Raw genomic sequence first — 24,451 nt, 5'->3', positions numbered from 1 at the left:
GACCGAATTCGTCAGAAGCGACGGACCGGGTCCGTGATTCCGCTGGGGCACGCAAGCGCCGCGATGTCCCATCCGGCGCGTCCGGCCCCGGCCTGGTAGGCGCTTTCGTAGAAGGAGAGCACGGCGGCACGTGGATCGGCCTCGGCGCGGGCCGCGTCGTAGCGCAGTACGGCCAGGTGGCTGTCGCCGCGCGCGACCCACTGCGCGGATGCCGGGCTGAGCGGCGCTTCGGCCAGGCCGGCGGGCTCGGGGGCGGTGTACGAGTAGAACGCGGGCTCGGCAAAGGTGTCGTCGCCGAACCAGAAGCCGAAGCTGATCACTTCCGAGGAGTACGCCTCCCGGGTGACGGGGTCGGCCTGCCTGGGCTGGTCGACCCGGCGCCCGGAGAACCGGCTGTGGGCGATGTCGAAGGTGTGCCAGAAGTGGTGCACCGGGCTGGCCTTTCCCGAGAAGCCCGCCGCGAACTCCTCCAGCACGGACGCCACCTGGCTCAGCACCCGCCAGTAGCGGTTTGCGGCCACCGGGTCGTAGGACGCGTGCTCGGTGTCCTCGGCGAACGGCCGGTCGGCGTCGGATAGGTCGAAGGGCCTGGGAATAGCGATGTCCACCCGGACGCCCAGCGCGGCCAGAGCGGCCAGGGTCTGGTCGTAGAAGGACGCGACGGACTGGCCCTGAAGCGGAAAGGACCGCTCTTCGCCGTCCAGCGTCATGACGGCGAGCCGGTGGTCGACGAAGTCGAAGTCGACCGTGAAGATCGGATTCCCGTCGACCTGACCCATCGGACGGGTGGTGATGCCGCGCCCAGTGACATGGAACGGGACATTCCACCAGTGGTTGCGCCGGGAGCTTGCGGCCAAGCGGATCTTGCCGACAATCTGCGCGAAGCGGTGCAGCGTCTCCTTCGTGTCCCGCCACTCCGGCAGCGGCGCCGGCGGGAACAGCTCCATTGCCTGCCCCTTCCCGCCCGGCGCTCCTGCGGCGGCCGGGCTGTCTCATCATGACCCCGCAGGGGACATCCCGCACGCCGCCGAGGGAGCCCTGCGTCCGTAACGCTTGCCCCGTTCGGGCTCGATCAGTGCAAGGAGCCAGTTCCCGTCCACCTCGGCCAGATCCTCCAGCGCCGCCCGCAACCTCTCCCCGACCAGTCCAGGCGGCTGACTTAGGGAGGCGCCCGAGCACCGCCGTGGGCCGGCCGACGGCCGTGCTCATCGACCCTCAGGAGCTTGCCGACCTTGGGGGCGCACTGGCTGGTGCTGTGACCGGATAGGTCTGCCGGGTTGGTCAGGATGAGGCTGGGAGAGGGCGCCCGCCCTGGCGGGCGTTGGCATTGTGCCGGCGCAGGCAGCGGCGCAGGGCGGGCGTTGCCTGATGCGGCACCAGCGTGATCATCAACTTGCTCCGGCGCCTTTCTGGAGGGCTGGAGTCCGCACCACGAGAGGGATCTTCGTGAGGATTCGTTCGGTAGTTGCACCACGCATCGCCCGTGCAGCGGGAGCTTTGGGCCTGGGGGGCAACGGTACGCATGGCCGGGGGCAACGCCCACGCCTCATACGACGCCTCCTATGTCCACTCCGGCATGCACGGTAAGGCGGTGTACTGCGTTCAGTACGGCATGCGCCAGGTCGGCCTCGGCACTGCAAGTGACGTTGTGGCCACGAGTGGAATCTGCGGCCCCCGGACCGACAACGCCGTCAGGGAGCTGCAACGCCGCGCGGGCTTGCAGGGTGATGGCGTCCTACGCCGCGACACGGGCGAAATCACCTTTCAGGCGATCGCCCGCGACCAGCCGGCAAACGCGTACGACTGCTGGAAGTACATACCGACAAGAGGCCGATATCTCAGTGGGTACGGCGTCTAGGGTGCTGTGACCGCATGGGTTCGCCGGATCGGTCAGGCTGAGGCCGGCCGCGAGAGGGCGTCCGCCCCGGCGGATGCCGCGGCCACCCTCGGCGCTGCCGTCCGGTCGGTGCTCACGCAGACCCACCCCGACCTGGAGCTGCTGGCTACTGACGACCAGTCCTCCGATGGCTCCACGGACCTGCTCCGCGAGTTCGCCGAGCAGGACGAGCGCGTCCTGCCGGAATCGGCACCCGAGCAGGGCGGTGCGGGCAGGGCCCGCAACCGCGCGATCCAGCGGGCCCGCGGGGACTACATCGCCTTCCTCGACAGCGACGACATGTGGCTTCCGGAGAAGACCGAGAAGCAGCTCGCCTTCGCTGCGCGGGCCACCGCGCCCTTTGACGTTCACCTCGTACTTCAAGATGGACGCCGACTACGACGGCGAGAGCACCGACTGGGTCCCGAACGGGCGGGTGGTCCGTGCGCGGGAGCACGTGGACTCCCGGGCGGTGCTGGTCCGCGACCACATCGGTGCGCTCACTGCCATGTACGACCGCAATGTCCTGGGAACGAGGCTGATGCCCAGTACAACTGGGCCCTGTACCGCGAGCACGAGCACCTGTCGGTCCCGCGGGCGACGCGGGCGCTGGCCGGTGCTGTGTGGCAGTCGCTGCGCAACTCGCGCATCTAGATCCATGTACGGGCCCGGTGAGCCCGGTGCGCGACCGTGTCCGGGGGGCCCGACCGGGACCCGCCCCAGGGCCGTGCCTCGTACTTGGAGGCTGGACCCGGGGCCGGCCCCGGCGGGTCCGCGGTGCACTCCGGACCTGGCCGTGCCGGTTCAGGGAGTGTCGCCCTCCCAAYGGAAGGGGCCGTCCGGGTCGGCTTCGGAAGGGCTGTACAGGGATCGGCCGCCGGGCCCGTACAGCCCGCGGTCGGTGATCAGGAGTACGCCCTCCGCCCACTCCCGCAGGGACAGGCTGGTCACGTCGAGGAGCTGACCGTCCAGGGGGCCACCCGCCAGCCTCACGTACACCCGGCCCGGGGCGGGCCGGACCACGTGGCCCTCGTCGCCGCAGTACACCTGGTCATCAGTCGTGCTCATCCCGCTGCCTGCCCTTTCCCGTCCCGGGTCCACTGCCCGAGCATGAATCCCCGTACTCCACTTCCGGTGGACGGCCGACAGGGGAACGCCAGACCACTTCGGGCCATCATCGCGTACCCGGGCGGGCTGGTGTGTTCGGGCCGCGTACCGGGGAGGTGCAGGGCGCGTCCGGCGCGTGGGGGAGCCTGGACGTGGAGACAGGTCATGGGCGGGCCGAGTGGCCGGCCGCACCGCGCCGACAGCGGCCTGGGGCACCGCCGTCGGGCCCGGAGCTGGGCGGATGGCCGCCGCCCGAGCCGGCACGTGCGGAGGCACGGCAACCGGCAGGACGTCTGCAGCCGCTTGCGGAGATGGGCCCTCGACGGCACCTGGCAGCGGATGCTCGCCGCGCTGATGGCACGGGCCGGGGTGGGTGAAGACCTGGAGCCGGTCGTTCCGGTGGACTTCGACACCACCGATCCGGCCTTCGCGGCCCCTGGAGCCACGGCCGTGTTCACCGGGGCGGTCGTGGAAGACCTCGGCCGCCGGACCGTGGAGGGTCTGGCCTGCGACGCCTACCGTGTCCGCGTCGACCGCGTCCTCAAGGGCAGCGCCTCGGGAGATGCTGGTCCGCCGGAGCGACCCCGCTCTGGTACATCCACACGGGCCGGGTTCGGACTGCACGGCACCGTGCAGGAGTGCCCAAACTGCCACGAACACGCGCTGCTGGTCGAGGGGGCAGGCACCGCGGCGGCCCCCGCGGCCTGCTGATCAGCAACGAACCCAGCCGCAGGGCCGGGGTCGGGCCCGCGCTCCGTCACGTCCTGGACCAGGTGCATCCCCACATCGCCCAACTGCCGCCACCGGGACGGGCAGCCCCGCGGCTCGGGAGGTGCAGTGGGCGCACCGCGCCCGGACGTGTTCCTCGTGAGCGCCGAGGAGGCGTTCGGCACATCACGAAGTCGCGTCACAGGGCCGCTGAGGGCTTGAGGGAGGAAGAACCCCACCACGGGGCCGGGGCTGGGGGAACCGGAGTGGGGCTGCCCCCCTGCGAAACCGCGGAAGATCGCCTCGACTTGCTTTCGCGGCGGCCACGTCCCTCCTCGTTCCGGGAGGTGCATCGGCACGGTGCACCTGATCGGCCGCCCCGCCTTCCCGAAGATGCCGGGCCCGGCCATGGTCAACGGCATGAACATGCGTGCGGATTTGATACGGATGCACGAAGAAAGCCGGCGAACAGCCGTTACGGAATGTATTACTCCGCTTGGGTGGTGGGTTCTGCACGGGTAGCCCTGCGGCAATCCGTCGTGAGCCGCGCCGATGTGGGCGCCCCACGGGTCGAGTGACGCAGCCTCGCGTGCCCCGCTGCGTTCGGCCCGCTCTGCGCCGAAGCGCCGCTCGTGAAGAGGCTCGCGGGACGCGAGGCCCACCGGCTCTGCTCCGACAGGGTGCCCACCGCAATGGACCGTCCGGACGACGGCCGACCGAACCGTCCCTCACGGATGGGCCGTAGCCACGCCAGCCCCGACGTTGCACCCCCTCAACGGGCTCCGGCTGCACGGGTCGGGGCCGCAGGCTCCCTCATCGGAAGGGGCCGCGGTGTTGCGGGTGGTCAGGATGTTGCAGAGGACGCCGCGGCGTAGTGGGAGCGGGCCGACGCCGTGGTGTGGCTCCACTTCCCGCGGCCCGTGGTGATGCTGCGGGTCCTGCGGCGCTCACTGCGCCGGAGCCTGCTCCGGGAGCGCCTGTTCGGAGGGAACCGCGAGCGGTGGCGCGAGTGGCTGCGCGGCCCGTCCGGTGTGGTGGTCCTGGTCCCGGCACGCCGAGCGACGGGCCGAGATCGGCCGGCGCGCCACCGACCCGCGGTTCGCCCCGGTACGCGTCGTCCGCCCGTGCAGCCCGCGCGCGGCAGAGGCCTGGCTGCACGGCCTGACCGGTCCCCGCCCCGATCCCCGTTCCGATCCCGCTCAGGGCAGGACCGAGTCGACGTAGCCGCCGTCGACCCGTACGGCCCCGCCCGTGGCGGCCGAGGCCACAGGCCTGCCCGCCGCAGCCGGGCGACCACGAGCGGGGAGAGCGTGAAGACCAGCTGGTCTCGGTGGCGGCCGGGCCGCCCAGCCGCCCGGAACCCGGGCAGGTCCGGAGCCAGAGTGGGGGGGCCGGTCAGCCCACGAGGTCCGGCGCCCGGAGTACGGCGGACGGAATGCCCCAGGCGTCGACGAGGTCGACGGCGAGCGGACGCACCTTGCGGCAGAGGTCGTTCACCTCGCGGCTGATCGCCTTGGAACGCTGGACGGTCAGCCGCCCGTGCTCCATGAACCAAGCCCGGTCAGCCTCGATCGCCGACAGGGCGAACAGGTCGCACAGCAGGCCCAGGGCGGCTTTCCCGCCCCCCTCGGGCAGGGCGCGCACCTGGTCCACGAAGGCCTCCGCGACCAGCCGCTCGACATGCGCGCGGGCGAGTGCGATGACGTGGTCCTGGACCTGCGAGAACACGGCGCCCGCCGCGCGCTCCTGGTCGATTCCGCGCTTGATCCGCCGGGCCAGCCCGGCGAGCAGGTGCTCCTCACGGAAGCGGAACATCGCCAACTGGTACTCCGGGTCGAGCAGGCCGGCTTCTCGGTCCCAGTCGTCGCCGCCGGGCAGCAGATCGCGTACCCGTTCGAGCAGTTTGTGCGCAGAGGTCCGCTCGATGACCGTTTCGACGGCGAGGCCGGTGACGTAGCGGACCATGCCGAGCTGGTCGAGCCCCTCGAACTCGCCCGCGTGATCGGTGAGCAGCCCCTTGGCCACGAGTTGCAGCAGGACGTGGTTGTCGCCTTCGAAGGTGGTGAAGACGTCGCTGTCGCCCTTCAGTGCGGCGAACCGGTTCACGGCGAGATAGCCGGCGCCGCCGCACGCCTCGCGGCACTCCTGGACGACGCGGGTGGCGTGCCAGGTACTGAGTGCCTTCATGCCCGCCGCCCGTGCCTCCAGCCGGCGTCGCGCCCGCGCGTCGTCCTCGATGCCGGAGAAGACCTCGTGCAGCTGGGTGCGCACGATGTCCTGCGCCGCGTGCAGGGCGTAGGTCCGGGCGATCAGCGGCAGCAAGCGGCGCTGGTGCAGCCCGTAGTCGAGGAGAACCTGCTCCTCGGAGCCCTGACCCACCCCGAACTGCCGGCGCCGCGCCGCGTACTTCGTGGCGACCGTCAGCGCCACTTTGGCGACGCTGGTCCCGGCACCGGCGACACTGACCCGGCCCTGCACCAGGGTGCCGAGCATGGTGAAGAAGCGCCGGTTGGGATCGTCGATCGCGCTCTCGTAGCCGCCCTCCGGCGTGACGTCGGCGAACCTGTTGAGCAGCGCCTCGCGCGGTACCCGTACGCCGTCGAACCAGATGCGGCCGTTGTCCACGCCGTTGAGCCCCATCTTGCGGCCGTCGTCCTCGATCCGGACGCCGGGCGCCGTCCTGCCACCGGTCCGCAGCGGTACGACGAAGGCGTGCACGCCCTGGGACCTGCCGTCCACCTCCAGCTGGGCGAAGACGACCGCCAGTTCGGCATGGCGGGCCGCGTTGCCGATGTAGTCCTTGCGGGCGTCGTCGTCGGGGGTGGTGATGACGAACTCCCCGGTCGCGCTGTCGTACGTCGCGACCGTGCCGAGCGCCTGGACGTTGGAGCCGTGGCCGGTCTCGGTCATCGCGAAGCAGCCCATGAGCTCGCCGGTGATCAGGTCCGGGAGGTGGGCCTCGTGGTGGCGCCGGGTCCCCAGGTGCAGGATCGCGCCGCCGAAGAGGCCGAATTGGACGCCCACCTTCACCAGGACGGAGAGATCGCCGAAGGCCAGGGTCTCGAACGCGGCGATCGATGCCCCGACGTCCCCGCCCCCGCCGTACTCGGCGGGGAAGCCCATGCCGGTCTGGCCGGTCGCGGCCATCTTGACGACGATCTCCCGCACCCGCTCGCGATACGCGTCGATGCCGAGTTCGTCGGCTTCGTCGAGGATGGAGGAGTACGTCGTCAGGTTGCCGCGGACCAGGTCGCGGATCCCGGCGTACTCCCCGTCGAGGACGGCCGTCAGCGAAGGGACATCGATCTCGGGCTGTACGTACGCGGTCGCGGGTGCGGAAGAGTTCTCGAGTGCCATGCCGATTCGCTACCCCGCCGAAGGGTGCTCAACCGGGGGACGAGCGGCGGCCCCGGGAGGGGGCAACGCCGCCGCTCAGGCCGTGGGCGGGGTGAGGTCCACGAGGAGGGACCTCGGGCCGCGGGTGAAGACGCCCTGTTCGGCCGGGTCGTAGCCGCAGGCCGGCCGCAGGTCCGCCATGGCGTCCAGGAGCTGGTTCGTGGCGATCTCGACCTCGGCCCTGGCCAGCAGGGCGCCGCCGCAGAAGTGCCGTCCGAGCGCGAACGCCAGATGGTCCGCGGCCGCGGGGAAGGCTGTGGTCGCCGTCAGGTCGTCCCGGAAGACGTCGAAGCAGTCCGGATCCTTGTAGCGCCCGGGGTCGCGGTTGGCCGCGCCGATCAGGCAGGTGACGGTGGCACCGGCCGGGATGGTGCCACCGCTCAGCGTGACGTCGACGGCGGCCTGACGCATGATCATGTGTGCGGGGCGGGCTGTGGCGCAGCGTCTCCGCGAAGGCCCGGTCGATCAGCGTCCGGTCCTGCCGGACGGCCGAGAGCTGCCGCGGATCGGCGAGCAGGTTCGAGAAGAGTCCTGCGATGGCCTTGTCGGTGGTCTCGGCGCCCGCCGTCAGCATCAGGCTGCAGAACGCCTTGATGTCCCCGTCGCTCGTGCGCACCTCGTCGACCTCGGCGGTGCAGAGCGCCGAGAGCAGGTCGTCACCGAGGCCCGGTACCAGCCGCTGATGCGTTCCTGGCCGGAGCGGTCCGGTCCGAACATGTCGGCGATGACGGTGATGGGGAAGTGGGAGGCGAAGCCGCCCACCAGGTCCACCGAGCCGGCGTCGCGGAAGACGTCGATCTGAACCAGCCCCTGTTGCTCCCCGGGCACCCGGTCCGGAAGTGATCCCGACCGGGCGGAGACCATTGCCACCGGCCTCCGCCCCGGAGATCGTTGCACGGGCTTTCGCCCTCGGCCGCCCGCTCCGTGCTCCGGGTCTCGCGCCCCCGGCACAGCGCCCTCGGCTCAGCCCTGCGCCAGGTCGGCCACGGGCTGCCACTTCTCCCACACCGCGAGACGCTGCTCGTAGTCGGCCTTGGCGATGCCGAGCGGCGCCGAACCGAAGAAGCAGCGCAGCGGCGGCTCGTCGGCATCGACGATCTTCAGCACGGCCGCGGCGGACGCGGTCGGATCGCCCGGCGTACCGACGCGCTTGCGGCGCTGCTCCTGCACCTCCTGGTGGAGGCCGGCGTACGCGGGCAGCGGCTCGGACGTGCTGGACGAGGAACCCGCCCAGTCGGTGGCGAACCCGCCGGGCTCGATCAGCGTGACCTTGATGCCGAACGGCGCCACCTCCTGGGCCAGTGCCTGGCTCATGCCTTCGAGTGCCCACTTCGACGCGTGGTAGATCCCGACCAGCGGGAAGGCGCTGATGCCCCCGATGGAGGAGACCTGGAGGATGTGGCCGCTGCCCTGCTCGCGCAGGAACGGCAGCGCCGCCTGCGTGACCCACAGGGCACCGAACAGGTTGGTCTCCAGTTGCGCGCGCGCCTCGGCCTCGGTGAGTTCCTCGATCATGCCGAAGTGGCCGTAACCGGCGTTGTTGACCACCACGTCGAGGCGCCCGAACCGCTCGTGCGCCTGCCGCACGGCGGCGAAGTCCGCGTCACGGTCCGTCACGTCGAGGCGCAGGGGCAGCAGTCGCTCCCCGTACTTTTCGCGAAGGTCGCCCAGCGTGGAGAGGTCGCGCGCGGTCGCGGCCACCGAATCGCCGCGTTCGAGGGCGGCGATGGCCCACTCCCTGCCGAAGCCGCGTGAGGCACCGGTGATGAACCAGATCTTCTGCGTCATGGTGTGCTCCTCGAGGAAACTCGTCATCCGTATGGTCAGCACGTCGCGGTGTTTCCCCACCAGCCAACACCATCGAGTGGACTCGAAGGCAACTCCGGCACCGGGGGCGAGCCCGTCGTACGGGGCCCCGGCCCCGTCGGCGCAACACCCCGGCGGCGCCTGCTCGGTGGCGGCTCGGCCGGCGCACGGATCCGGTGGGCGCGTACGGGATCCGCGCGGGGCGGGGTTCAGCGGCGCAGGGCCGGCGGGGCTGCTCGGCGACCGCACGGGTACCGGAGGCCGGTGCCGTTCGGCCTTCCGGCGCAATCCTGGGCGCTCCCCCCGCCTCCTCCCGGGAGGCGGGGGTTCCGGCGCCTAGGTTGGTCGGCCGAAGCAGCGTTCGTCGACCATCGGAGTCCTTGCATGAATGCGACCGGCACGCCGAACGCCATGCCCCGGCGTCAGTTCGTGGCGCTTTCCGGTGCCCTGGGTGCGGGCGCCCTGCTGGCCGGGGCGGCCGGCGGCGCGTCCGCTGCGGCGTGTCCGCCGCCCGGCCCCGGCGGTACGCCGGGCTGTCCCTGCCCGACGGAACCACCACTTCCCGGCGGCCCGAGCCCGTGCCCGCCGGCCCAGATGCAGCTCCTCTGCGGCAGTCCCGCGGACACCGACCCGCTGTGGCAGGACGTGCAGTACTGCACGCAGGGGATCGTCCCGCCCAGCGGGCACAAGGCGGACTGCCTCAAGACCGCCCCCCACTACGTGGTGCTGCACGGCGAGCCCGCGTCGACGCACAACTACCTGACCGTCCCGGCCTGCCGGATCACGGGCATCGAGTGCCCGTTCCTGCTGAACCCCAACGTCGCGAACTACTGGCACGAGGCCTGGGAGAACGCCCGCGGGGGCGGTGACGTTCCCGTGCAGTACCGCTACATCGGGCTGGGGATCAACTCGCAGTCCGCCCGGCAGCTCAACCAGCTGCACATCCACATGGCCGGGGTCCGGGACAGCACGCAGCTGCGGCTGCAGGCCCTGGACGCTGCGGGACGGGTCGCGACGCACCCGTCGCAGTGGGGGGACACCCAGTACCAGGCGCCGGTGACGGGAACGGGCGGGGACCGTACCTACCGGCTCCTGCGGCTCCCTGCGTTGACGACGAACCTGTTCGCCCTGCTGAACACGAACGTGGTGCGACCATTCGGACTCCAGATGGCGGGCCAGACGCTGATCGTCGTGCCGAGGATGACCCCGACCGCCTTCGACGGCGCCTTCTACGTCCTCAACAGCGACGCCTCGCTCCCCAGCGGCACCATCACCTGCGACCGCCTCCTCGTGTACTGACGCCGGTCCGCGGGCGCCCGGCGGCCGGGCCGTCACCTGCCTACGACGGCCCGCACGTCGTCCGCCGCCCCGAGGCCCCTCAGGGGCGGCGTCCGGCCCAGGCCACCAGCCGGTCGATGGCCGGGGCCCCGGCGTCCACGGCGACCACCTCGCCGAAGGGGATCCGCCCGCCACGGGTCTCGGCCGGCAGTGCGCGACGTACGACGTCGATCACCCGCTCGATCAGGCCCTGGTCCCACTCCGGTTCCTGTCCGGTCGCCCTGGCCAGGTCCCAGGTGTGCACCGTGAGCTCGTGGGCGTAGACGGCCGCGGCGGCCGCACCCGGCAGGACGCCCATCGGCAGGCGCAGCTGCCGCCCCAGGACGCCCGGATCCGCCCACACCTCCGCGACCTCGCGGGCACCCGGCTCCCAGGCCGCCGCCCATCCGCCGTCGGGGATCTCGTCGGCGAAGGACGGCACGCCGAACGGGTCCTCGCCGCGCCCGATCACCGAGATCCGGCGGACGACGGCGACGAGGTGGCTGGACAGCCGCCGCACGTCGAACTCCTCGCAAGGTGTCGGGTCGTCGTACTGCCCGGGCCGGACGGCGGCCAGCGTACGGCCCGCCAGCTCGACGGCCGCGGCGAGGTCGGCCCGCGGATCGAAGGAAGAAGGGGAGGCGGCGGAGGCGGGCTCGGAGGGGGCTGCGGCGGTACCGGTGGAGTCGGACGGGGTCTCGATGAGCTGCTCGGTGTTGTTCATACGTCCATCCTGGAAGCAAAAGTGGCCATCCTCCGGCCAGTTTTCCGTGGAAAATGCGAAGGCGACGACGAGCCCGACCACGCAGGAGGAAAGAACGCATGAGAGCCGACCGGCTGGTGGCGACCCTGCTCTTCCTCCAGGAGCGCGGCCGCGTCACCGTCCCCGAAGTGGCCGCCGAACTGGAGGTGTCCCAGCGCACCGCGCGCCGCGACCTGGAGGCCCTGGCCACGTCCGGCATCCCCGTCTACTCGCAACGCGGCCGCGGCGGCGGCTGGTCCCTCGTCGGCGGCGCCCGTACCAACCTCACCGGGCTGACGGCCGAGGAGATCCGGGCGCTCTTCCTGATCACCGGCCCCCTGTCGGCCACCCCCGAACTGCGCACCGCCCTGCGCAAGCTGGTCCGGGCCCTGCCGCCGACCCTGAGGCCGCAGGCCGAGGCCGCGACCCGCGCGGGGGTCGTCGACGCCACGGACTGGTCCCGCAACGCCGTCACCGCCGATGCCGCCCACCGTTCCGCGCTCCAGGCCGCCGTCGTGGACGGGATCCGGGTCCGCCTCGGGTACGCGGGCCTCGGCAAACCCGCCGGCGAACGTACCGTCGACCCGCTCGGGCTCGTGGCCAAGGCGGGGGTGGACTACCTGGTCGCCGGTACGGAGAGCGGCCTGCGCACCTTTCGGCTCAGCCGGGTCACCTCCGTCGAGCCGACCGGTGAACCGGTGGTCCGGCCGCCCGGCTTCGACCTCGGCACGGCGTGGCGGGCGCTGGCCGGGGCCTTCCAGGACGGCATGTACGCGGTGACCGCCAGGGCCCGCGTCCGCCCCGACACGCTGCCCCTGCTGCAACGGTTCCTCGGTGGCCGTGTGCGCGTCGGCGGGCCGCTGCCCGACGGCTGGACCGAGGTCTGGGTGGCCGGCCCGGCCGCCAAGGCCCTGGCGGGCCACCTGGCCGGGCTGGGGGCGGGGGTCGAGGTCCTGGAGCCGCCCGAGGTACGGCAGTGGCTGGCCCGGATCGGCGCCGAACTCACGGACACCTACCCGGGGGAGGAACCGCCCGCTCCACCCGGCCCGTAGGGTATATTCGATCTTGTGCTCGCAGCCGGGACTCCCGGTCGCGGGGCTCGCGTTGGTGGTCCAAGGAAAGACACCCCACTTCCCGTGGGGGAATGCAGGTGCAAGGCCTGCCCAGCGCTCGATCAAGGCCCCGGCCTCCTCACAGAGGCCGGGGCTCTTTGCCGTGTCACCGCCTCACAGGACGGTCACCACGCCGCTCGCCGGGGTGGGGCGGACCGCCGGTGGGCCCCCGGCGTCGTAGAGCACCTTCCCGGTGGCGGAGTTCACCGTCGCCGAGAACAGCCGCTCGCGACCGCCGACCGCCGCTCTGACGAAGTGCCGTCCGTCGCAGTCGCGCTCCAGCGCGATGAACCTGATGTCGGCCCCTCCGGACACCTCGATCACATCGTCCGCGCCGAAGGTGCCTTCGGAGTCGGAGTCGGAGTCGGAGTCGGACGCGGGGGACGGCGCGTCCACCTCGTACACGGCCACGACCCGGCCGGACGGATCGACGACGTCGAGCCTCGCGGGGATCGAGGTCCCGCCCAGTGCCACGAGTACGGGCCCCTCGTCGCGGTAGTACAGAGCCAACGTCGCCACGCTCATGTCGGACACAGCCCCACCCCTCGATCGACGAACACCCACCGGACTCTGCCCGCGGCCTGCGCGTTCAACCGGACTTCGAGGATTCCAGGTGGCTCCGGCCCGGCCGTCGGACGGGATGGTACGTCCCGGTCTCGGGCCTGTGGCAGCGCGTTTCGCCGCTCTCCAGGTCGTGGCAGCAGCCGTGGACAGGCAGGCGGTCATGTCCGAGGGGTCCCTCCCGTCGGGGACGGAACCATCCGGGGTGCGGAGTTCGAAGACCTCGCCGGGGAGGGAGCCCACGATGGACGCCGCGTGCAGACGCGGGTCCGTGCAGGCGATGAGCAGGACGTCGGGGCCGGGGGCGCCGGCTCCACCAGCTGCGAACCTGGGCGTCTACCGGAACGCCCCGCGGCCGGCCTCCGTCGATCGCCCCGCCCCCCGGGGGGATCCCCGGGGACCCGGTTGCCCGATGGCTCCTCGACGCCATCCTCAGCGCCCTCACTCTGCAGCAGATCTGCGACCGCGGCCGGCAGGACGAGATCGACTTCCCCACGGCCAAGGGCGGAGGCGCCCGTCACGTCCTCGCCCTGGGGCACGTGCTGGGAAAAGCCACGGGAACCCCCGCCACCATGAAGCGCACGCCCGCGGGCCGGCGGCACACGCCCGGCCGGCCCGGCCGCGCCCACCCGCCCGCAGCCGGCGCCCCGGCCGAACTCCTGGCCCGGTTGGGCGAGGATCGCGCAGGACCCCGGCCCTGTTGGGCACGGCCAGGTTCAGCGCGAAGAAATCCAGCCGGATGCAGAACATCGCCAGGGACACCGCCCACAGGGCGGAACGGGTGCGGAGGACTGCGCGCATGGCGGAAACCTCTCCTTGCACCAGGGACCGCCGCCGCGGCGGCGTACGGGCGGACCCGTACCAGGCCGCCTTCTGCGGACGTCCACGGGCACGCACGTCCCGACCCCCGTAGGAGGGCCCCGGACACCCCGGCTCCTCTGATCGGCTGATGCCCGAGGTGAGCGCTGCGCGTGAGCGCGTGTCCGAGGTCCGTGGGCGTAGGGGTCCGTGGGCCGGGATGCACGCCTGCCCACGCACAGCGGTCACACGGCGCGGCGAGGAAGAGCTGTGTCCGCCGGTCTGCCGGGCGTACGCGCGGGCCCCTCGGCGGAGGTGACCGCCGCGCCCGTGCGTACCTCGCCGTTCAKCGCACCCCGCGTTCCAGCCGCCCTGCCGACCGGCGGTTCGGCCGTGGAGATACGCCGGGCGATCCTGAGGCCGTCCACCATGGGCCGGCTGTCGTAGTCGTCCTCCTCCTCGTCCTCGTCGGCGGAGTGCCGGAGGCCCAGCACGTGGCTCGACCTCCGGGTCGAGCTCGTCAGGCCGACGCGGCCGCCCCCCTCACCGGCGGTCCACACCGCGCCGGTCAGGCCCCGGACGGCGCCGCCGCGACGCGGCAGGACCGCCGCGAGGGCGTACGCACAACGCGGCAGGACCGCGAGACGGCCGCACGGGGAACACCGGCACGATCGATGACGGTGCCCCACCCGGCCCGGGGCGCTGCTCCGCTCGGCCCATGCCGGGCTGCGAACCCCCTTGAGCCTCCCTACCGTGGCCGGATGGCCCTCAGTCCGTCAGCACGCAGGCTCCTCGCCCGGGCGACCGCCCTGGCAGCCGGCGCGAGCGTCGTCCTCATGCCCCCGCTCACCGGCGCCGCGGCGCGGGCCGAGCCCGCTCCGCCGCGCGCCGAGGCCCCGCCGGACCCCGCCCTGCTGCACCGCCCAGGGGTCCAGGTCCGGCCCCGCCCGGGCGCCCCTGCCCTGCCCGACGACCTGTCCGCACTGTCCTGGCTGGTGGCCGACTCCGGAAGCGGGGAGGTGCTCGCCGCCCACAACGCCCACCTGGGACTGCCGCCCGCCAGCACCATGAAGACCCTCTTCGCGCTCACGGCCCTGCCCCGCCTGCCGCGCGGCGGCACCCACACCGTCACCGACGCCGAACTCGCCGACGTGGGCGAGGGCAGCAGCCTCGTCGGGCTCGACGCCGGCCTGACCTACCGGATCTCCGACCTGTGGCGGGGCGTCTTCCTCAGCTCCGGCAACGACGCCGTCCACGTCCTGGCCTCCATGAACGGCGGCTGGACGCAGACGGCCGCCCAGATGCAAGCCCGGGCCCGCGCCTTGGGCGCGACCGACACCCACGTCGTTTCCCCGGACGGCTACGACGCCGAAGGCCAGGTGTCCTCCGCCTACGACCTCGCCGTGTTCGGCCGGGCCGGGCTCGCCGACCCCGACTTCGCCCGCTACGCGGCCCTCACCGACGCGCAGTTCCCCGGGGACACGGACGCCGAGGGGCGGCCGGCCTGGACGTACGGCATCGAGAACACCAACCGGCTGCTGACCGGCGAGGACGGCGTCGGCGTCTACCCGGGCATCGTCGGCGTCAAGAACGGCTACACCTCCGAAGCCGGATACACCCTGGTCACGGCCGCACGACGGGACGGCCGCACCCTCCTCGTCACCGTCATGAACCCCCAGCAGGGCGGCGCCTTCGCGGTGTACGAGGAGACGCGGGCCCTGCTGGACTGGGGCTTCGCCGCCGCCGGCCGGGTGGAGCCGGTCGGCTCGCTCCTACCGCCGCCCCGGCCCCAACGAGCCGGAACGGCCGCCCCGCCCGCCGCCCCGCCGCCCCCGGCGTCCGCCGTCGGCACAGGGACCGCCTACGCCTGGCCGGCCGGCCTCCTCGCCGGCACCGGCGCAGCCGCGGCGGCCTGGCACCACCTCCGGCGCCGACGGTCGCGCCCCGCTCCGCCGTCGCAGACCGCCGGCCCCGGGCCGACGCCCTGACGCTTCCGGGCACACGCCCCACCCGGCCCGCCTGTGGCGGGGATGCTGCTCTTCACCCACGAGCTCCAGAGGCGGCTGACGCAGGCCGGATCCCGCGTGCCGGCGCACGCGGTCCACCCCGGTTACGCCGCCACCAGCCTGCGCGGCCACCCGGCCCCCGTCCGCCGCAGCGCGCACGCCCGGGACGACGCGCGGGCCGATGGCTCTGGGACCTCTCCGAGGAACTCACCAGCGTCCGCTTCACCGCACCGCAGGCGGGCCCCGCACAGGGCTGAGGGCTGTTGCCGGGCGGCAATCCTCTGGAGTGCCCACCTGTGGTTCGGGGCCTGGGGGCACGTCCGGCGTGCACGGACACAAGCCCCGCCCACCCGCGGGGCCTTCGCGCGTCACAGGACGGTCACACAGTAGACGTGGACGGCGACCGCTGGCCACCATGGCACGATGCGCACACTCCACCTCGCCGCCGTCTTCGCCGTGGCCACCCTGCTCACTCTCACCGGGTGCAGCTCCAGCAGCCCCAAAGCCGCCACTGACGTCCAGGTCTCACCCGCGCCCGGCCAGCAAGCCACCTACCTCGCCGCCCTCAACGCCATCGACCCCGAGATAGTCAACGGCAAGGGCGACAAGGCCATCAGCCGCGGCCTCGACCAGTGCACCGCGATGAAGACCGAGAAGAACCCCAACAGGCGCGTCACTCAGATCGAGGAGCGGTTCATCAGCCCGCACCACCCGGGCGGCTTCGGCCCCGCCAAGAGCTCCCTCATCCTCGGCGCCGTACAGAAGAACCTCTGCCCCACCCTCTGACCAACCCCCACGAGCCACTCGGTGCGAGTGGGTGCGGGTGCAGCCGCCCGGGACCAACGGGTGTTGCAGAAGGCTCAGTGCCGGGCATTTCTCCTGTATGGGTGGGTGTTGCGGGCCGAGCCAGTGTGGGTCGAGACGTTCACGGGCTTGCGAATCGACCGGTTCGCGAAGCTTGCGGCAGGCCGTGGTGCCTGCCGCCGGCCGACCGGGTCCTGCTGGTTGCCGTCCACTACCGCACCAACCTCACCATGCGGCAGCTCGCCCCGCTCTTCGGGATCTCCCCGGCCACCGTCTGCCGGGTCATCCCACGCCTGCGTCCGTTGCCGGCCCTGGAGCCCGCCCCGCGGCCGGTCGCCGACGTGGACCGGCTGTGGATCGTGGACGGAACCTTGATCCCGGTCCGCGACCGCACCGTCGGAGCCTCCTCCCGCAATTACCGGTTCTCGGCGAACGTGCGCCGCCAGGTGCGGACCGTGTCCGGCGCGATCCGCAGCCGTAGCGACACCTCCATGATCGAGTGGCCTTCGGCGCACTCCAGCACGATCCGCGACCGCTGAGCCAAAGCCTGAGCCGTCGGACGGCGACGTAACCAGCCCTCCAGCACTGGTCGCTGGGCATCAGTGACCGACAACGGCGGAATCGTCGGACCCGGACGACGCATGCTCGACTGACAACGAGTCTCTGGCTCAGGTCACTGGGCCGCTCCCTTCGGATCCGCACAAGCGGCCCCCGTTCCTTTCTCACACACGACTCCCTGCCTCCCCAGCGCCCCTGTCACCGATCGTGCGCCCGCCTGGCTAGGCGAAGGAGAACCAGTTGACGTTGACGAAGTCGGAGGGCTGGCCGCTGTCGAAGGTCAGGTAGACGTCGTGGGTTCCGGTGGTGCGGCGGATGTCGGCGGGGACGGTGCGCCAGGCCTGCCAGCCGCCGGTGTTGGCGACGGCGAAGCCGCCGACCGGGGTGGCCGTGGGGCTGTCGAGGCGGACCTGGACCAGGCCGCTGACTCCGCCGGCGGCCCCGGAAGCGACGCGGGCGTCGAAGCGGGTGGCGCCGGTGGGGCCGAAGGCGACGGCAGAGAACTTGAGCCAGTCGCCGTTGGACAGATGACCGACGCCGGATCCGCCGCCGCCGTCGGAGCAGGCCTCGACCTGTGCTCCGGACTGGGCGATGAACGTCTCGGCCTGGATGGTGGTGAAGGCGCTGACCCCGCCGCCCGGGGCGGTGGCGGTCGGCGTCGGGGCCGGTGTGCCGCCGCCGGCCAGACCGCCGACCGTGATGGTCCAGCGGCCGGGGGTGCCGGACTGCACCTTGCCCTCGAAGTCGACTCCGGCCGGGTGCACGTCGTCGTACGGGAAGGCGTACCCGAGATGGTCGGGGGTGGTGTCGTGCAGGATGCGGGCGTAATGGTTGGTGCGCGGTCGGGTGTAGAACGCGGCGGGATTCTCGGCGGTCGGCTGGTGGGGGTTGTCCAGCAGGGTGGTGCGGTTGAAGGCGGCGGCGAGCCGTGCGCTGAGATTGCCCATCAGGTCGTTGCCCGTGGTGAAAGGCGTGTCGCTGCAGGAGAAGATCGAAAGGGTGGACGGCTTGGCGAAGCTGCCGACTCCGGGGAAGGCGAGGACGTCGCCGTTCACCCGGCCGGTGACGGTTCCCCAGGTGAACTGGGTGTCGATGCGCAGGTCGGCGGAGCGGTACTTGCTCCACACCTCGTCTACGTAGCCGTCGAAGTAGCCGCGGAACAGGGCGCTGTTGCCGCGGATCGCCAGGTTGGGGCTGAGCACGCGCACGTCGCGGCCGCCCGCGGTGACGATCAGTCGGCTCCAGTCGCTGCCGTCGGCGGCGGACTGGGCCCGCAGGGCGGCGGCGACCCGGGACAGTCCGTCGGCGGGCAGCCCGCGCACGGTCTGGATGCCCTGCCCGGTCTCCAGTTCGAAGGCGATCGGCAGGGAGACCATGTCGACGAATGTGATGTTGGCGTACAACTGGTCGCTGTTGAAGGTGAATTCGCAGAAGTCGTGAGCGACGTTCGCGTTGGGGTCGGTAGGTTGCTCACCGACGGCAGGGCCAGACCGCCGCCGCGGTTCACCAGGAAGGTGAGCTTCGTGCCGACGGAGAAGTAGATGCGGCCGCTGTCCAGGCGCGGCAGAGTCACCCTCCGCGCTCCGGCGCCGGACGCGTTGAGCGGGATGGCACAGTCGACCCCGAGGGGGGTCTGATCGTTGGCCGGAGCCGGCGGGTGGTACAGGCTGGAGCCGTTGGCCTGGATGAAGGCCCAGGTGCCACCGGCCGCGGGGTCACGGCCGAGCACATAAGCGAACACCGTGTTGTTGCCGGTGGTGTTCACCAGGTCCAGGGGGAGCGTGGCAGTGGTGGACGCGTTGGCGCTCGTCTCGAGCCAGGCTGCCGCGGCGGGCACGGCCAGGGCCAGGCCCGCCGTCACGGCGAGGAGTTTTCTACGGGGCATGGTTCGTTGGTGGCGAGCCGTCACGGGTGGGGGTCCGTTCTTCGTGAGGTCGGGCGGGGGAGCGGTCGGACGCAGGGACGGGGGAGAAGGGAGGGCGGCGGGGCTGGTGGGTCAGCCGACCGTCCACTTCTGGTTGGCTGCGCCGGTGCAGGTCCAGGTCTGCAACCGGGTGCCGTCGGCGGAGGAGTTGCCCTTGGCATCCAGGCACTTGCCCGCACCGGTGTTGGTGAGGTCACGGGCGGCGGTGTACGTCCACTTCTGGGCGTTGGTGCCGTTGCAGGTGTAGAGCTGGACGACGGCGCCGTCGGCGGTGGAGCCACCCGCGACGTCCAGGCACTTGCCGAGGGCGCGGACGGTGCCGTCGCCCCCGATGGTCCACTGCTGGGCCGCGCTGCCGGTGCAGTCGTGCAGCTGGATGGGGGTGCGGTCGGCGTCGGAGCCGCCGGCGACGTCGACGCACATGCCGCCGATGCCACGGATCGGGCGTGCGGCGGGTGCGCCGGCGGAGGAGGCGCGGACGTAGTCGACGGTCATCGTCTGCGGGAAGGAGGTGGAGGTGTCCGGGCTGCCGGGCCAGTCCCCACCGACCGCCAGGTTGAGGATGACGAAGAACGGGTGGTCGAAGACCCACTTGTTGCCGCCGGTGTCGGCCGGCGTGAGGGTCTTGTACGTGGTGCCGTCCACCGACCAGGCGACGGAGTTCGGGCTCCAGTCGACGGCGAACACGTGGAAGTCGTCGGCGAAGGCGCGGCCGCCGGGCAGGTTGTACGCGGCGCCGAGACCGCCCGCTCCGGAATAGCCGGGGCCGTGCACCGTACCGTGCACGGTGCTGGGTTCGCGGCCGATGTTCTCCATGATGTCGATCTCGCCGCTGTTGGGCCAGCCCACGCTGCCGAGGTCGTTGCCGAGCATCCAGAAGGCGGGCCAGATGCCCTGGCCGCGCGGGATTTTGATGCGGGCCTCGAAGCGGCCGTACGCCTGGGTGAAGGTTTTGGCGGTGTTCAGCCGGGCCGAGGTGTACTGGCACTGCCCGTACCAGCAGCCGAGGCCGGCGTCGGTGTTCTTCCGCGCGGTGATGACGAGGTTGCCCTGGCCGTCGAGCGCGGCGTTCGAGGTGCTGTTGGTGTAGTACTGCAGCTCGTGGTTGCCGAAGCCCGAACCGCCGCTCTCAAGCGTCCACTTGGCGGCGTCAGGAGCGCGGCCGGCCGCGCCGTCGAACTCGTCGGACCAGGTCTGCGCGACAACTGCGGCACCGGCGGGCGGGGCGACCGGACGGGTGAAGGACATGAGCACCGCCGCGATCAGGGCGGTGGTCACGAAGAGCACCACTCCGCCGAGGGAGCGACGGCGTGCGCGATGAGCAGCAGCCATGGGCATGGTTCCTTGTCTGGGTGGGGGAGGAGGAGGGGGCCAGGCCGGGCGAGCCGTGAAGAGTGACAAGAGGGGTACGAGAGCGCTCTCAAGCGTGACGCAATGTCACCCGAGGCAGTGAGTATTACGGAGGGGTAACCGTCATGGCAACGTCAGACCTCACTCCTCGCACGCCTCTGAACTGCGGTTTTCTCTTGTGGCTTTCGGTTTAACGATCTCTTAAGGCTGGCTTGAGGCAGAGAGGTGTGAATCGGAGCGGCACGTGATCGTCGGGTGGACGGCCGCCGCGGGTGCTCCGTGCCGGTGTCCGGACCGTGTGCTCCCGGCCACGAACCCAGCCCTGGTCGACGGTTCCCCGTTCATGCGTAAGTGGCCGGCGCCGTGCAGCCCCTCGATGGGTGCAGCGGCGTTGGTCCGCGACCCTGGACACCTCGGCGAGCAGCGCCGCCGGCCCCGTACGGGAAGCCGGGCGACAGGTCCTTCCGGGTGTGCGCGCCCGGAAGGACCTGGTGCCGCGCCGACCTCAGGCGTGTGCAGGGTCAGGTGGTGTCCGGCGTCAGGCGGTGTGCAGCGTCAGGCCGTAGCGGCTGAGGATTTCGTTGACCGGCTGGAACCACGTCTGGCCGCCGGACGAGCAGTTGCCCCAGCCGCCCGAGGTGACGCCTTGGGCCTGATCCCCGCTGAGGAACGAGCCGCCGGAGTCGCCTCCCTCGGCGCAGACGCTGGTCTTCGTCATCTGGTAGACCGCGCCCTGGCTGTAGTTGACGGTCTCGTTCTTGGCGAGCACGGTGCCGCAGTGCCAGTGCGTCGTGGACCCCGACCGGCAGACCGAGGCGCCCACGGGTGCCTCGGCGGAGCCGCGTACCAGCTGGTCCGGGATGGTGCCCCAGCCGAGCACCACCGGTACGGTCCACCAGCCGCTGTGGATGCCGACGTACGCGTAGTCGTTGCCGGGGAACGAGGATCCCTGGAAGGTGCCCATCGCGGACCCGTCCCAGCCGCGCACAGCGGCCCCCGCCTGCCCGCAGTGCCCAGCCGTTACGAAGCCGCCGTACACGGAGAAGCCGATCGAACAGCGGACGTTGCCGGTGTAGTACGGGTCGCCGCCGACGGTGCCCGCGGCGTAGGTACGGGGCGGCTGCGCCGTCTCGGCGACGGTGACGGGGCCGGCGGCTCGGGCCTGGTCAACGAACGCCCGTACGGCGGGGGCTTTCCGCTCGGCACGTACGACCGTGACGACGACGCTGTTGGTCCGCGGGTCGACGTGCCAGCCGGCCACCCCGGTGGGGGCGTGCAGCGTGTCCAGGCGCGCTTTGGCGCGGTCCAGCGCGGCGGCGCTGTGCCTGACGAGGCGGGTGTCGGCGCCCAGTGCCCGCACCTCGGATTCCGCCGCGCGGTCGGTCACCGCGACGACGAGCCGGCCGGTGGACGGCTCGTACCACGAGCCGCCGTAGGAGCCACCCGCGGCCTGCCGTGCGGTCTTCTCCACGACCGCGGCGGCCTTTTCTGCGCTCAGCCGTTCCTCGGCCTGGGAAGCGGTGAGCCCGAGGTCCCGGCGCATCGCGTCGACCAGTCCGGCCGAGGCGGACGGCGCTGCGGCGGACGATGCCGCGGTGGGCTCCGGAAGCGGGACGGCGGTCGCCACGCCGGCATGGGCGGCGCCTAGGCCGACGGTCAGGAGCAGGGTGGCGAGGGCGGCGCGTAAGGGGGTGGCGTGTTTCACGAGACCTCCTGGCGTGGGGGATTGAACGCTTGAGAGCGCTCTCACGGAGTGTCGGGCGTTACGCTAGCCCATCCCACTTGTCAGGTCCATACCAAGGTCCGCTTCCGCCGCGGCGGGACCCGCGCGACCATCCGGTCACCGAGGACTGCCCCCGGCGCCGAGGGCCGACTTCGTCTCCGGCCTGACCGCCGTCGCGGTCGTGGTCGTGGACTGGTGAATTACACGGCCGATCTCAACGCCCAGGTCCGCGCGTTCGCTGCAGAGGGCGTTGTCGGCGCCGCACCTGGCCCGGGGCCTGGCCTCCGGCCCCTCGAACCTCCGTGCTGCTCATCCCCTATGGCCGGTTCCGCGGCTTCAACCAGTGGTTTTCGACCACATCGACCGGTACCGCGAGCCCTCGTCCCAGCGCCTGTTCACGCGGGCGTTCGTCGCCCAGGTGCAGCGCCCGGCCGACCTCGGGCACCTGCTCGGCTACACCACCCGGGGGCAGGCATGAACAGCGGCGAGACGTCCGGCGTCGATCTGGCCCGGGTCGCGCTGCGGGCCGCGATGGAGGCGGCCCGGAAGGGCGGCAACGGCCAGAAGGCGAAGAGGAAGCCGCGGGCCGTCACGACGGTGCGACGCGACGGACGCGAGCCGGTGGGGGTCGGGGCGGCGATCGGCGCGCTGGTCACCGAGCGGGCCTGGGAACTCTCTGCCGCCGGCTTGACGCTGCGGGAGCGGTGGGCAGCCATCCCCCCCGAGCTCGTCGGACACGTCACCGTCGTGTCGTACGACGCCGACCCCGGCCGGCTCACCGTGTTCGTGCCAGAGGCGAGGCTGACCGGCCTGCTGGATCGAGGACCTCGGCGGCACCACCACGGCCCGCGCCACCGAGGCCATGATCCTGGTCGTTCCCCACATCCTGCGCCGACACGTTTCAAGCCCTTCGCCGTCTCGATCGCCCGCTGACGTCCTGTTCCGGCACCCCGCCGCCCCGGAGCCCGGCCCTTCCGCGGCGCTCACGCCCTAAAACCGACCGACCGCCGGTCTGACGGCACCAGCCGTCGCCATATGCATACGGTGCTCAGCCACGGGCGCTCCCCGGCAGGAGCTCGTAGCCTTGGTCCATTGCGGAAGCTACATCCGACAGCGGGCCGGACAACAGCCGCAAAGGGGGCGACGTCTCCGGGCGGACCCCTTCCGGCGGCGGCTCGGCGGTCACGGCCCCCGCCACCGAGAGCGACGCCGGAGCCATCCAGCTCCCCGTATGGACCAAAGCCCTCGGCTGGTCCGGTGTCGCCGGGCTGATCTACCTGCTGACCTGTGCCGTGAGCATCATCAGTCGCGGCTTCGCAGGGCTGGGCGGCGAGGCGGCGCACACCATGTTCGCCTTCGCCGCGAACCCGTGGGTCGGCTGAGCGTCGGCGTTCTCGGTACGGTCCTGATCCAGTCGTCCGCCACGACGACGGCCATCGCTGTCACCGCCGTAGGGGCGGGCGTGTTGCCCATCGAGGGCGCGATCCCCATCGTTCTGGGCGCGAACGTCGGCACCACCGTGACGACGAGCCTGGTTGCACTGACCTTCATCGGCGACCGCACGAAGTTCCGCAGGGCGCTCGGCGCCTCGACCGTCCATGACTTCTACAACTGGCTCGCGCTGCTGATCTTCTTCCCGTTCGAGCTGGTCTGGCATCCGCTGCAACGCATCAGCGGGACGTTGACCAATGCGCTCTACGGCACGGACTGGTTGCCGAACCCGGCCCACTTCAACTTCATCCGGGCGGCCACCAGGCCAGTGGAACACGGCGTGATCCACGCGACCTCGCACGTCAGCAGCACACTCGGTCCACTGTTCACCATCGTGATCGGCGCCGCTCTGATCCTGGTCGCCGTCCACTACCTGGGAAAGCTCCTCAAACTGCTCATGGTCGGCAGGGCTCGCGACATCCTGATCAAGGCCGTCGGCCGCAACCCCTACCTCGCCATGGCGTCGGGCATGGGCGTAACCGTCGTCACCCAGTCCTCGACCAACACCACGTTCGTGCTGGTCCCCTTCGCCGGACCGGCCCGGAGGGCGGGGCCACGGTCGCCGGAGGCCCTCCTGGGCCCCGTGGGCCGCTGAGCTTGCACGAGGCCCTGCTCCCCCCCCCCGTTCACTCCTGGACGGAGCAGGGCCTTCGTGTTCTTTTCCGCATAGCGCCCTTGTGATGTGCCCCGAGCGTGCGTCTCGGCGTCTATGCGGCGGGGGTGATTTCTGCTTGGCCGAACAGCAGAGCCCAGTCGGTGGGGAGCTGGTGGAGGATGCGGCTGATCAGGTCGGGGCCGGCGTGGGCTCGGACTGCGGCGAAAACGGAGCCGGTGTCCCAGCGGGTGGTGGCCAGGGACGCGCCGGAGCGGGTGGCGAGGTCCTTGATGAAGTCCCAGCCGGTCAGTGGCTGGGTGTCGGGGATCTGCGCGGTCAGCACGCGTGCCGCCTCCAGGGGCAGGCAGCGGGCCAGGTCGACGCGTTCGTCACCGGTCAGTTGACGTCCGAGTCCGGCGAGCACCGCGCGGACCGCTTCTTCGGCCCGTTCACGGGTGGGGTAGGCGCCTTCGTAGCGGACCTTCTCCAGCATCTGCTCGTAAGCCGTCGAGCACGGCTGCTGGTGCGCAAGCGGTACGCGCGCATCGGTGATCACTGCGGGACATGCCTTTCAGGA

At 71.8% G+C, this 24,451-nt stretch carries 21 protein-coding genes and 4 pseudogenes; 12 read left to right on the top strand and 13 right to left on the bottom strand.

Annotated features, from left to right (window positions below; translation table 11 throughout):
- Positions 1 to 11: 11 nt before the first annotated feature.
- Positions 12 to 947 (bottom strand): DUF5996 family protein, encoded by a 936-nt coding sequence (locus AB4039_RS08045; RefSeq protein ID WP_442270373.1) that lies wholly within the window; start codon positions 945 to 947, stop codon positions 12 to 14.
- Between the two features lie 575 nt (positions 948 to 1,522).
- Between AB4039_RS08045 and AB4039_RS08040 the strand changes: the two genes are divergently transcribed.
- Positions 1,523 to 1,858, top strand: a complete 336-nt coding sequence (locus tag AB4039_RS08040) for a peptidoglycan-binding domain-containing protein (protein WP_442270372.1) — start codon at positions 1,523 to 1,525, stop codon at positions 1,856 to 1,858.
- Positions 1,859 to 1,864: 6 nt separating this feature from the next.
- Positions 1,865 to 2,530, top strand: coding sequence for a glycosyltransferase family 2 protein (locus tag AB4039_RS08035; protein ID WP_442270371.1), 666 nt, complete (start codon positions 1,865 to 1,867; stop codon positions 2,528 to 2,530).
- A 150-nt stretch (positions 2,531 to 2,680) separates the two neighbouring features.
- Here the strand turns inward: AB4039_RS08035 and AB4039_RS08030 are convergent, their stop codons facing one another.
- A complete protein-coding gene (locus tag AB4039_RS08030) occupies positions 2,681 to 2,944 on the bottom strand; it encodes a hypothetical protein (protein ID WP_442270370.1) in 264 nt (87 codons plus the stop codon).
- 342 nt (positions 2,945 to 3,286) lie between these two features.
- On the opposite strand from AB4039_RS08030, the gene AB4039_RS08025 reads away from it, so the two are divergent.
- Complete coding sequence (locus AB4039_RS08025) at positions 3,287 to 3,694, top strand: hypothetical protein (protein WP_442270369.1); 408 nt, start codon at positions 3,287 to 3,289, stop codon at positions 3,692 to 3,694.
- 1,392 nt (positions 3,695 to 5,086) lie between these two features.
- Here the strand turns inward: AB4039_RS08025 and AB4039_RS08020 are convergent.
- The 3 genes and pseudogenes from AB4039_RS08020 to AB4039_RS08010 form a co-directional block, all read right to left on the bottom strand.
- Complete coding sequence (locus AB4039_RS08020) at positions 5,087 to 7,048, bottom strand: acyl-CoA dehydrogenase family protein (RefSeq protein WP_442270368.1); 1,962 nt, start codon at positions 7,046 to 7,048, stop codon at positions 5,087 to 5,089.
- Positions 7,049 to 7,123: 75 nt separating this feature from the next.
- Positions 7,124 to 7,885, bottom strand: a pseudogene (locus AB4039_RS08015) (cytochrome P450); the annotation flags it as partial.
- 165 nt (positions 7,886 to 8,050) lie between these two features.
- On the bottom strand, positions 8,051 to 8,875 hold the full coding sequence (locus AB4039_RS08010) for an SDR family oxidoreductase (RefSeq protein WP_266846328.1): 825 nt from the start codon (positions 8,873 to 8,875) through the stop codon (positions 8,051 to 8,053).
- Positions 8,876 to 9,487: 612 nt separating this feature from the next.
- Between AB4039_RS08010 and AB4039_RS08005 the strand changes: the two genes are divergently transcribed.
- A complete protein-coding gene (locus AB4039_RS08005; protein WP_266846327.1) occupies positions 9,488 to 10,192 on the top strand; it encodes a CDP-diacylglycerol diphosphatase in 705 nt (234 codons plus the stop codon).
- Positions 10,193 to 10,271: 79 nt separating this feature from the next.
- On the opposite strand, the gene AB4039_RS08000 is transcribed toward AB4039_RS08005, so the two are convergent.
- Positions 10,272 to 10,934 carry a TIGR03086 family metal-binding protein gene (locus AB4039_RS08000; RefSeq protein WP_266846326.1) on the bottom strand — a complete coding sequence of 221 codons (663 nt, stop codon included), beginning with the start codon at positions 10,932 to 10,934 and terminating at the stop codon, positions 10,272 to 10,274.
- Positions 10,935 to 11,032: 98 nt separating this feature from the next.
- Between AB4039_RS08000 and AB4039_RS07995 the strand changes: the two genes are divergently transcribed.
- On the top strand, positions 11,033 to 12,004 hold the full coding sequence (locus AB4039_RS07995) for a WYL domain-containing protein (RefSeq protein ID WP_266846325.1): 972 nt from the start codon (positions 11,033 to 11,035) through the stop codon (positions 12,002 to 12,004).
- A gap of 174 nt (positions 12,005 to 12,178) precedes the next feature.
- Here AB4039_RS07995 and AB4039_RS07990 read toward each other — a convergent pair whose 3' ends face one another.
- Positions 12,179 to 12,598, bottom strand: coding sequence for a hypothetical protein (locus tag AB4039_RS07990; RefSeq protein WP_442270367.1), 420 nt, complete (start codon positions 12,596 to 12,598; stop codon positions 12,179 to 12,181).
- A gap of 1,095 nt (positions 12,599 to 13,693) precedes the next feature.
- On the opposite strand from AB4039_RS07990, the gene AB4039_RS07985 reads away from it, so the two are divergent.
- The 4 genes and pseudogenes from AB4039_RS07985 to AB4039_RS07970 form a co-directional block, all read left to right on the top strand.
- Complete coding sequence (locus tag AB4039_RS07985) at positions 13,694 to 13,870, top strand: hypothetical protein (RefSeq protein WP_442270366.1); 177 nt, start codon at positions 13,694 to 13,696, stop codon at positions 13,868 to 13,870.
- Between the two features lie 314 nt (positions 13,871 to 14,184).
- Positions 14,185 to 15,411: a D-alanyl-D-alanine carboxypeptidase family protein gene (locus tag AB4039_RS07980; RefSeq protein WP_442270365.1), complete on the top strand. Its 1,227-nt coding sequence runs from the start codon at positions 14,185 to 14,187 to the stop codon at positions 15,409 to 15,411.
- A 441-nt stretch (positions 15,412 to 15,852) separates the two neighbouring features.
- Positions 15,853 to 16,215, top strand: a complete 363-nt coding sequence (locus AB4039_RS07975; RefSeq protein ID WP_266846321.1) for a hypothetical protein — start codon at positions 15,853 to 15,855, stop codon at positions 16,213 to 16,215.
- Between the two features lie 93 nt (positions 16,216 to 16,308).
- A pseudogene (locus AB4039_RS07970) lies at positions 16,309 to 16,673 on the top strand (helix-turn-helix domain-containing protein); the annotation flags it as partial.
- On the opposite strand, the gene AB4039_RS07965 reads toward AB4039_RS07970, so the two are convergent.
- The 5 genes and pseudogenes from AB4039_RS07965 to AB4039_RS07945 form a co-directional block, all read right to left on the bottom strand.
- Positions 16,649 to 16,726: a hypothetical protein gene (locus tag AB4039_RS07965; RefSeq protein ID WP_266846364.1), complete on the bottom strand. Its 78-nt coding sequence runs from the start codon at positions 16,724 to 16,726 to the stop codon at positions 16,649 to 16,651. The pseudogene AB4039_RS07970 and the gene AB4039_RS07965 sit on opposite strands and share 25 nt — an antisense overlap.
- A gap of 286 nt (positions 16,727 to 17,012) precedes the next feature.
- Positions 17,013 to 17,522 (bottom strand): carbohydrate-binding protein, encoded by a 510-nt coding sequence (locus tag AB4039_RS07960; RefSeq protein WP_442270398.1) that lies wholly within the window; start codon positions 17,520 to 17,522, stop codon positions 17,013 to 17,015.
- Between the two features lie 21 nt (positions 17,523 to 17,543).
- Positions 17,544 to 18,676, bottom strand: a pseudogene (locus tag AB4039_RS07955) (glycoside hydrolase family 64 protein); the annotation flags it as partial.
- Between the two features lie 111 nt (positions 18,677 to 18,787).
- The gene (locus AB4039_RS07950) at positions 18,788 to 20,047 is read right to left on the bottom strand and encodes a family 16 glycosylhydrolase (RefSeq protein WP_442270364.1); all 1,260 of its coding nucleotides are present in this window, start codon (positions 20,045 to 20,047) and stop codon (positions 18,788 to 18,790) included.
- A 556-nt stretch (positions 20,048 to 20,603) separates the two neighbouring features.
- A complete protein-coding gene (locus AB4039_RS07945) occupies positions 20,604 to 21,770 on the bottom strand; it encodes a S1 family peptidase (RefSeq protein WP_442270363.1) in 1,167 nt (388 codons plus the stop codon).
- Between the two features lie 361 nt (positions 21,771 to 22,131).
- Here AB4039_RS07945 and AB4039_RS07940 point away from each other — a divergent pair, with 361 nt between their 5' ends.
- The 3 genes and pseudogenes from AB4039_RS07940 to AB4039_RS07930 all read left to right on the top strand — a co-directional run bounded on the left by AB4039_RS07940 (position 22,132) and on the right by AB4039_RS07930 (position 23,874).
- Positions 22,132 to 22,266: a hypothetical protein gene (locus AB4039_RS07940; protein ID WP_266846317.1), complete on the top strand. Its 135-nt coding sequence runs from the start codon at positions 22,132 to 22,134 to the stop codon at positions 22,264 to 22,266.
- A 336-nt stretch (positions 22,267 to 22,602) separates the two neighbouring features.
- Positions 22,603 to 22,721 (top strand): annotated as a pseudogene (locus tag AB4039_RS07935) (NADPH-dependent F420 reductase); the annotation flags it as partial.
- 436 nt (positions 22,722 to 23,157) lie between these two features.
- Positions 23,158 to 23,874 carry a hypothetical protein gene (locus AB4039_RS07930; RefSeq protein WP_442270362.1) on the top strand — a complete coding sequence of 239 codons (717 nt, stop codon included), beginning with the start codon at positions 23,158 to 23,160 and terminating at the stop codon, positions 23,872 to 23,874.
- Between the two features lie 112 nt (positions 23,875 to 23,986).
- Here AB4039_RS07930 and AB4039_RS07925 read toward each other — a convergent pair whose 3' ends face one another.
- Positions 23,987 to 24,430, bottom strand: coding sequence for a DUF2267 domain-containing protein (locus AB4039_RS07925; RefSeq protein ID WP_266846315.1), 444 nt, complete (start codon positions 24,428 to 24,430; stop codon positions 23,987 to 23,989).
- Positions 24,431 to 24,451: the final 21 nt, after the last annotated feature.

It is taken from the genome of Streptomyces sp. M-16 (genome assembly GCF_052114405.1).
Classification (GTDB): domain Bacteria; phylum Actinomycetota; class Actinomycetes; order Streptomycetales; family Streptomycetaceae; genus Streptomyces.
This window is presented reverse-complemented; position numbering and strand designations above follow the sequence as displayed.

Bases quoted from the DNA above. Each gene is read 5' to 3' on its own strand.
- AB4039_RS08045 (WP_442270373.1), bottom strand. From the start codon at position 947: ATGGAGCTGTTCCCGCCGGCGCCGCTGCCGGAGTGGCGGGACACGAAG.
- AB4039_RS08040 (WP_442270372.1), top strand. From the start codon at position 1,523: ATGGCCGGGGGCAACGCCCACGCCTCATACGACGCCTCCTATGTCCAC.
- AB4039_RS08020 (WP_442270368.1), bottom strand. From the start codon at position 7,048: ATGGCACTCGAGAACTCTTCCGCACCCGCGACCGCGTACGTACAGCCC.
- AB4039_RS08010 (WP_266846328.1), bottom strand. From the start codon at position 8,875: ATGACGCAGAAGATCTGGTTCATCACCGGTGCCTCACGCGGCTTCGGC.
- AB4039_RS08005 (WP_266846327.1), top strand. From the start codon at position 9,488: ATGCAGCTCCTCTGCGGCAGTCCCGCGGACACCGACCCGCTGTGGCAG.
- AB4039_RS08000 (WP_266846326.1), bottom strand. From the start codon at position 10,934: ATGAACAACACCGAGCAGCTCATCGAGACCCCGTCCGACTCCACCGGT.
- AB4039_RS07995 (WP_266846325.1), top strand. From the start codon at position 11,033: ATGAGAGCCGACCGGCTGGTGGCGACCCTGCTCTTCCTCCAGGAGCGC.
- AB4039_RS07980 (WP_442270365.1), top strand. From the start codon at position 14,185: ATGGCCCTCAGTCCGTCAGCACGCAGGCTCCTCGCCCGGGCGACCGCC.
- AB4039_RS07975 (WP_266846321.1), top strand. From the start codon at position 15,853: ATGCGCACACTCCACCTCGCCGCCGTCTTCGCCGTGGCCACCCTGCTC.
- AB4039_RS07965 (WP_266846364.1), bottom strand. From the start codon at position 16,726: ATGGAGGTGTCGCTACGGCTGCGGATCGCGCCGGACACGGTCCGCACC.
- AB4039_RS07950 (WP_442270364.1), bottom strand. From the start codon at position 20,047: ATGGCTGCTGCTCATCGCGCACGCCGTCGCTCCCTCGGCGGAGTGGTG.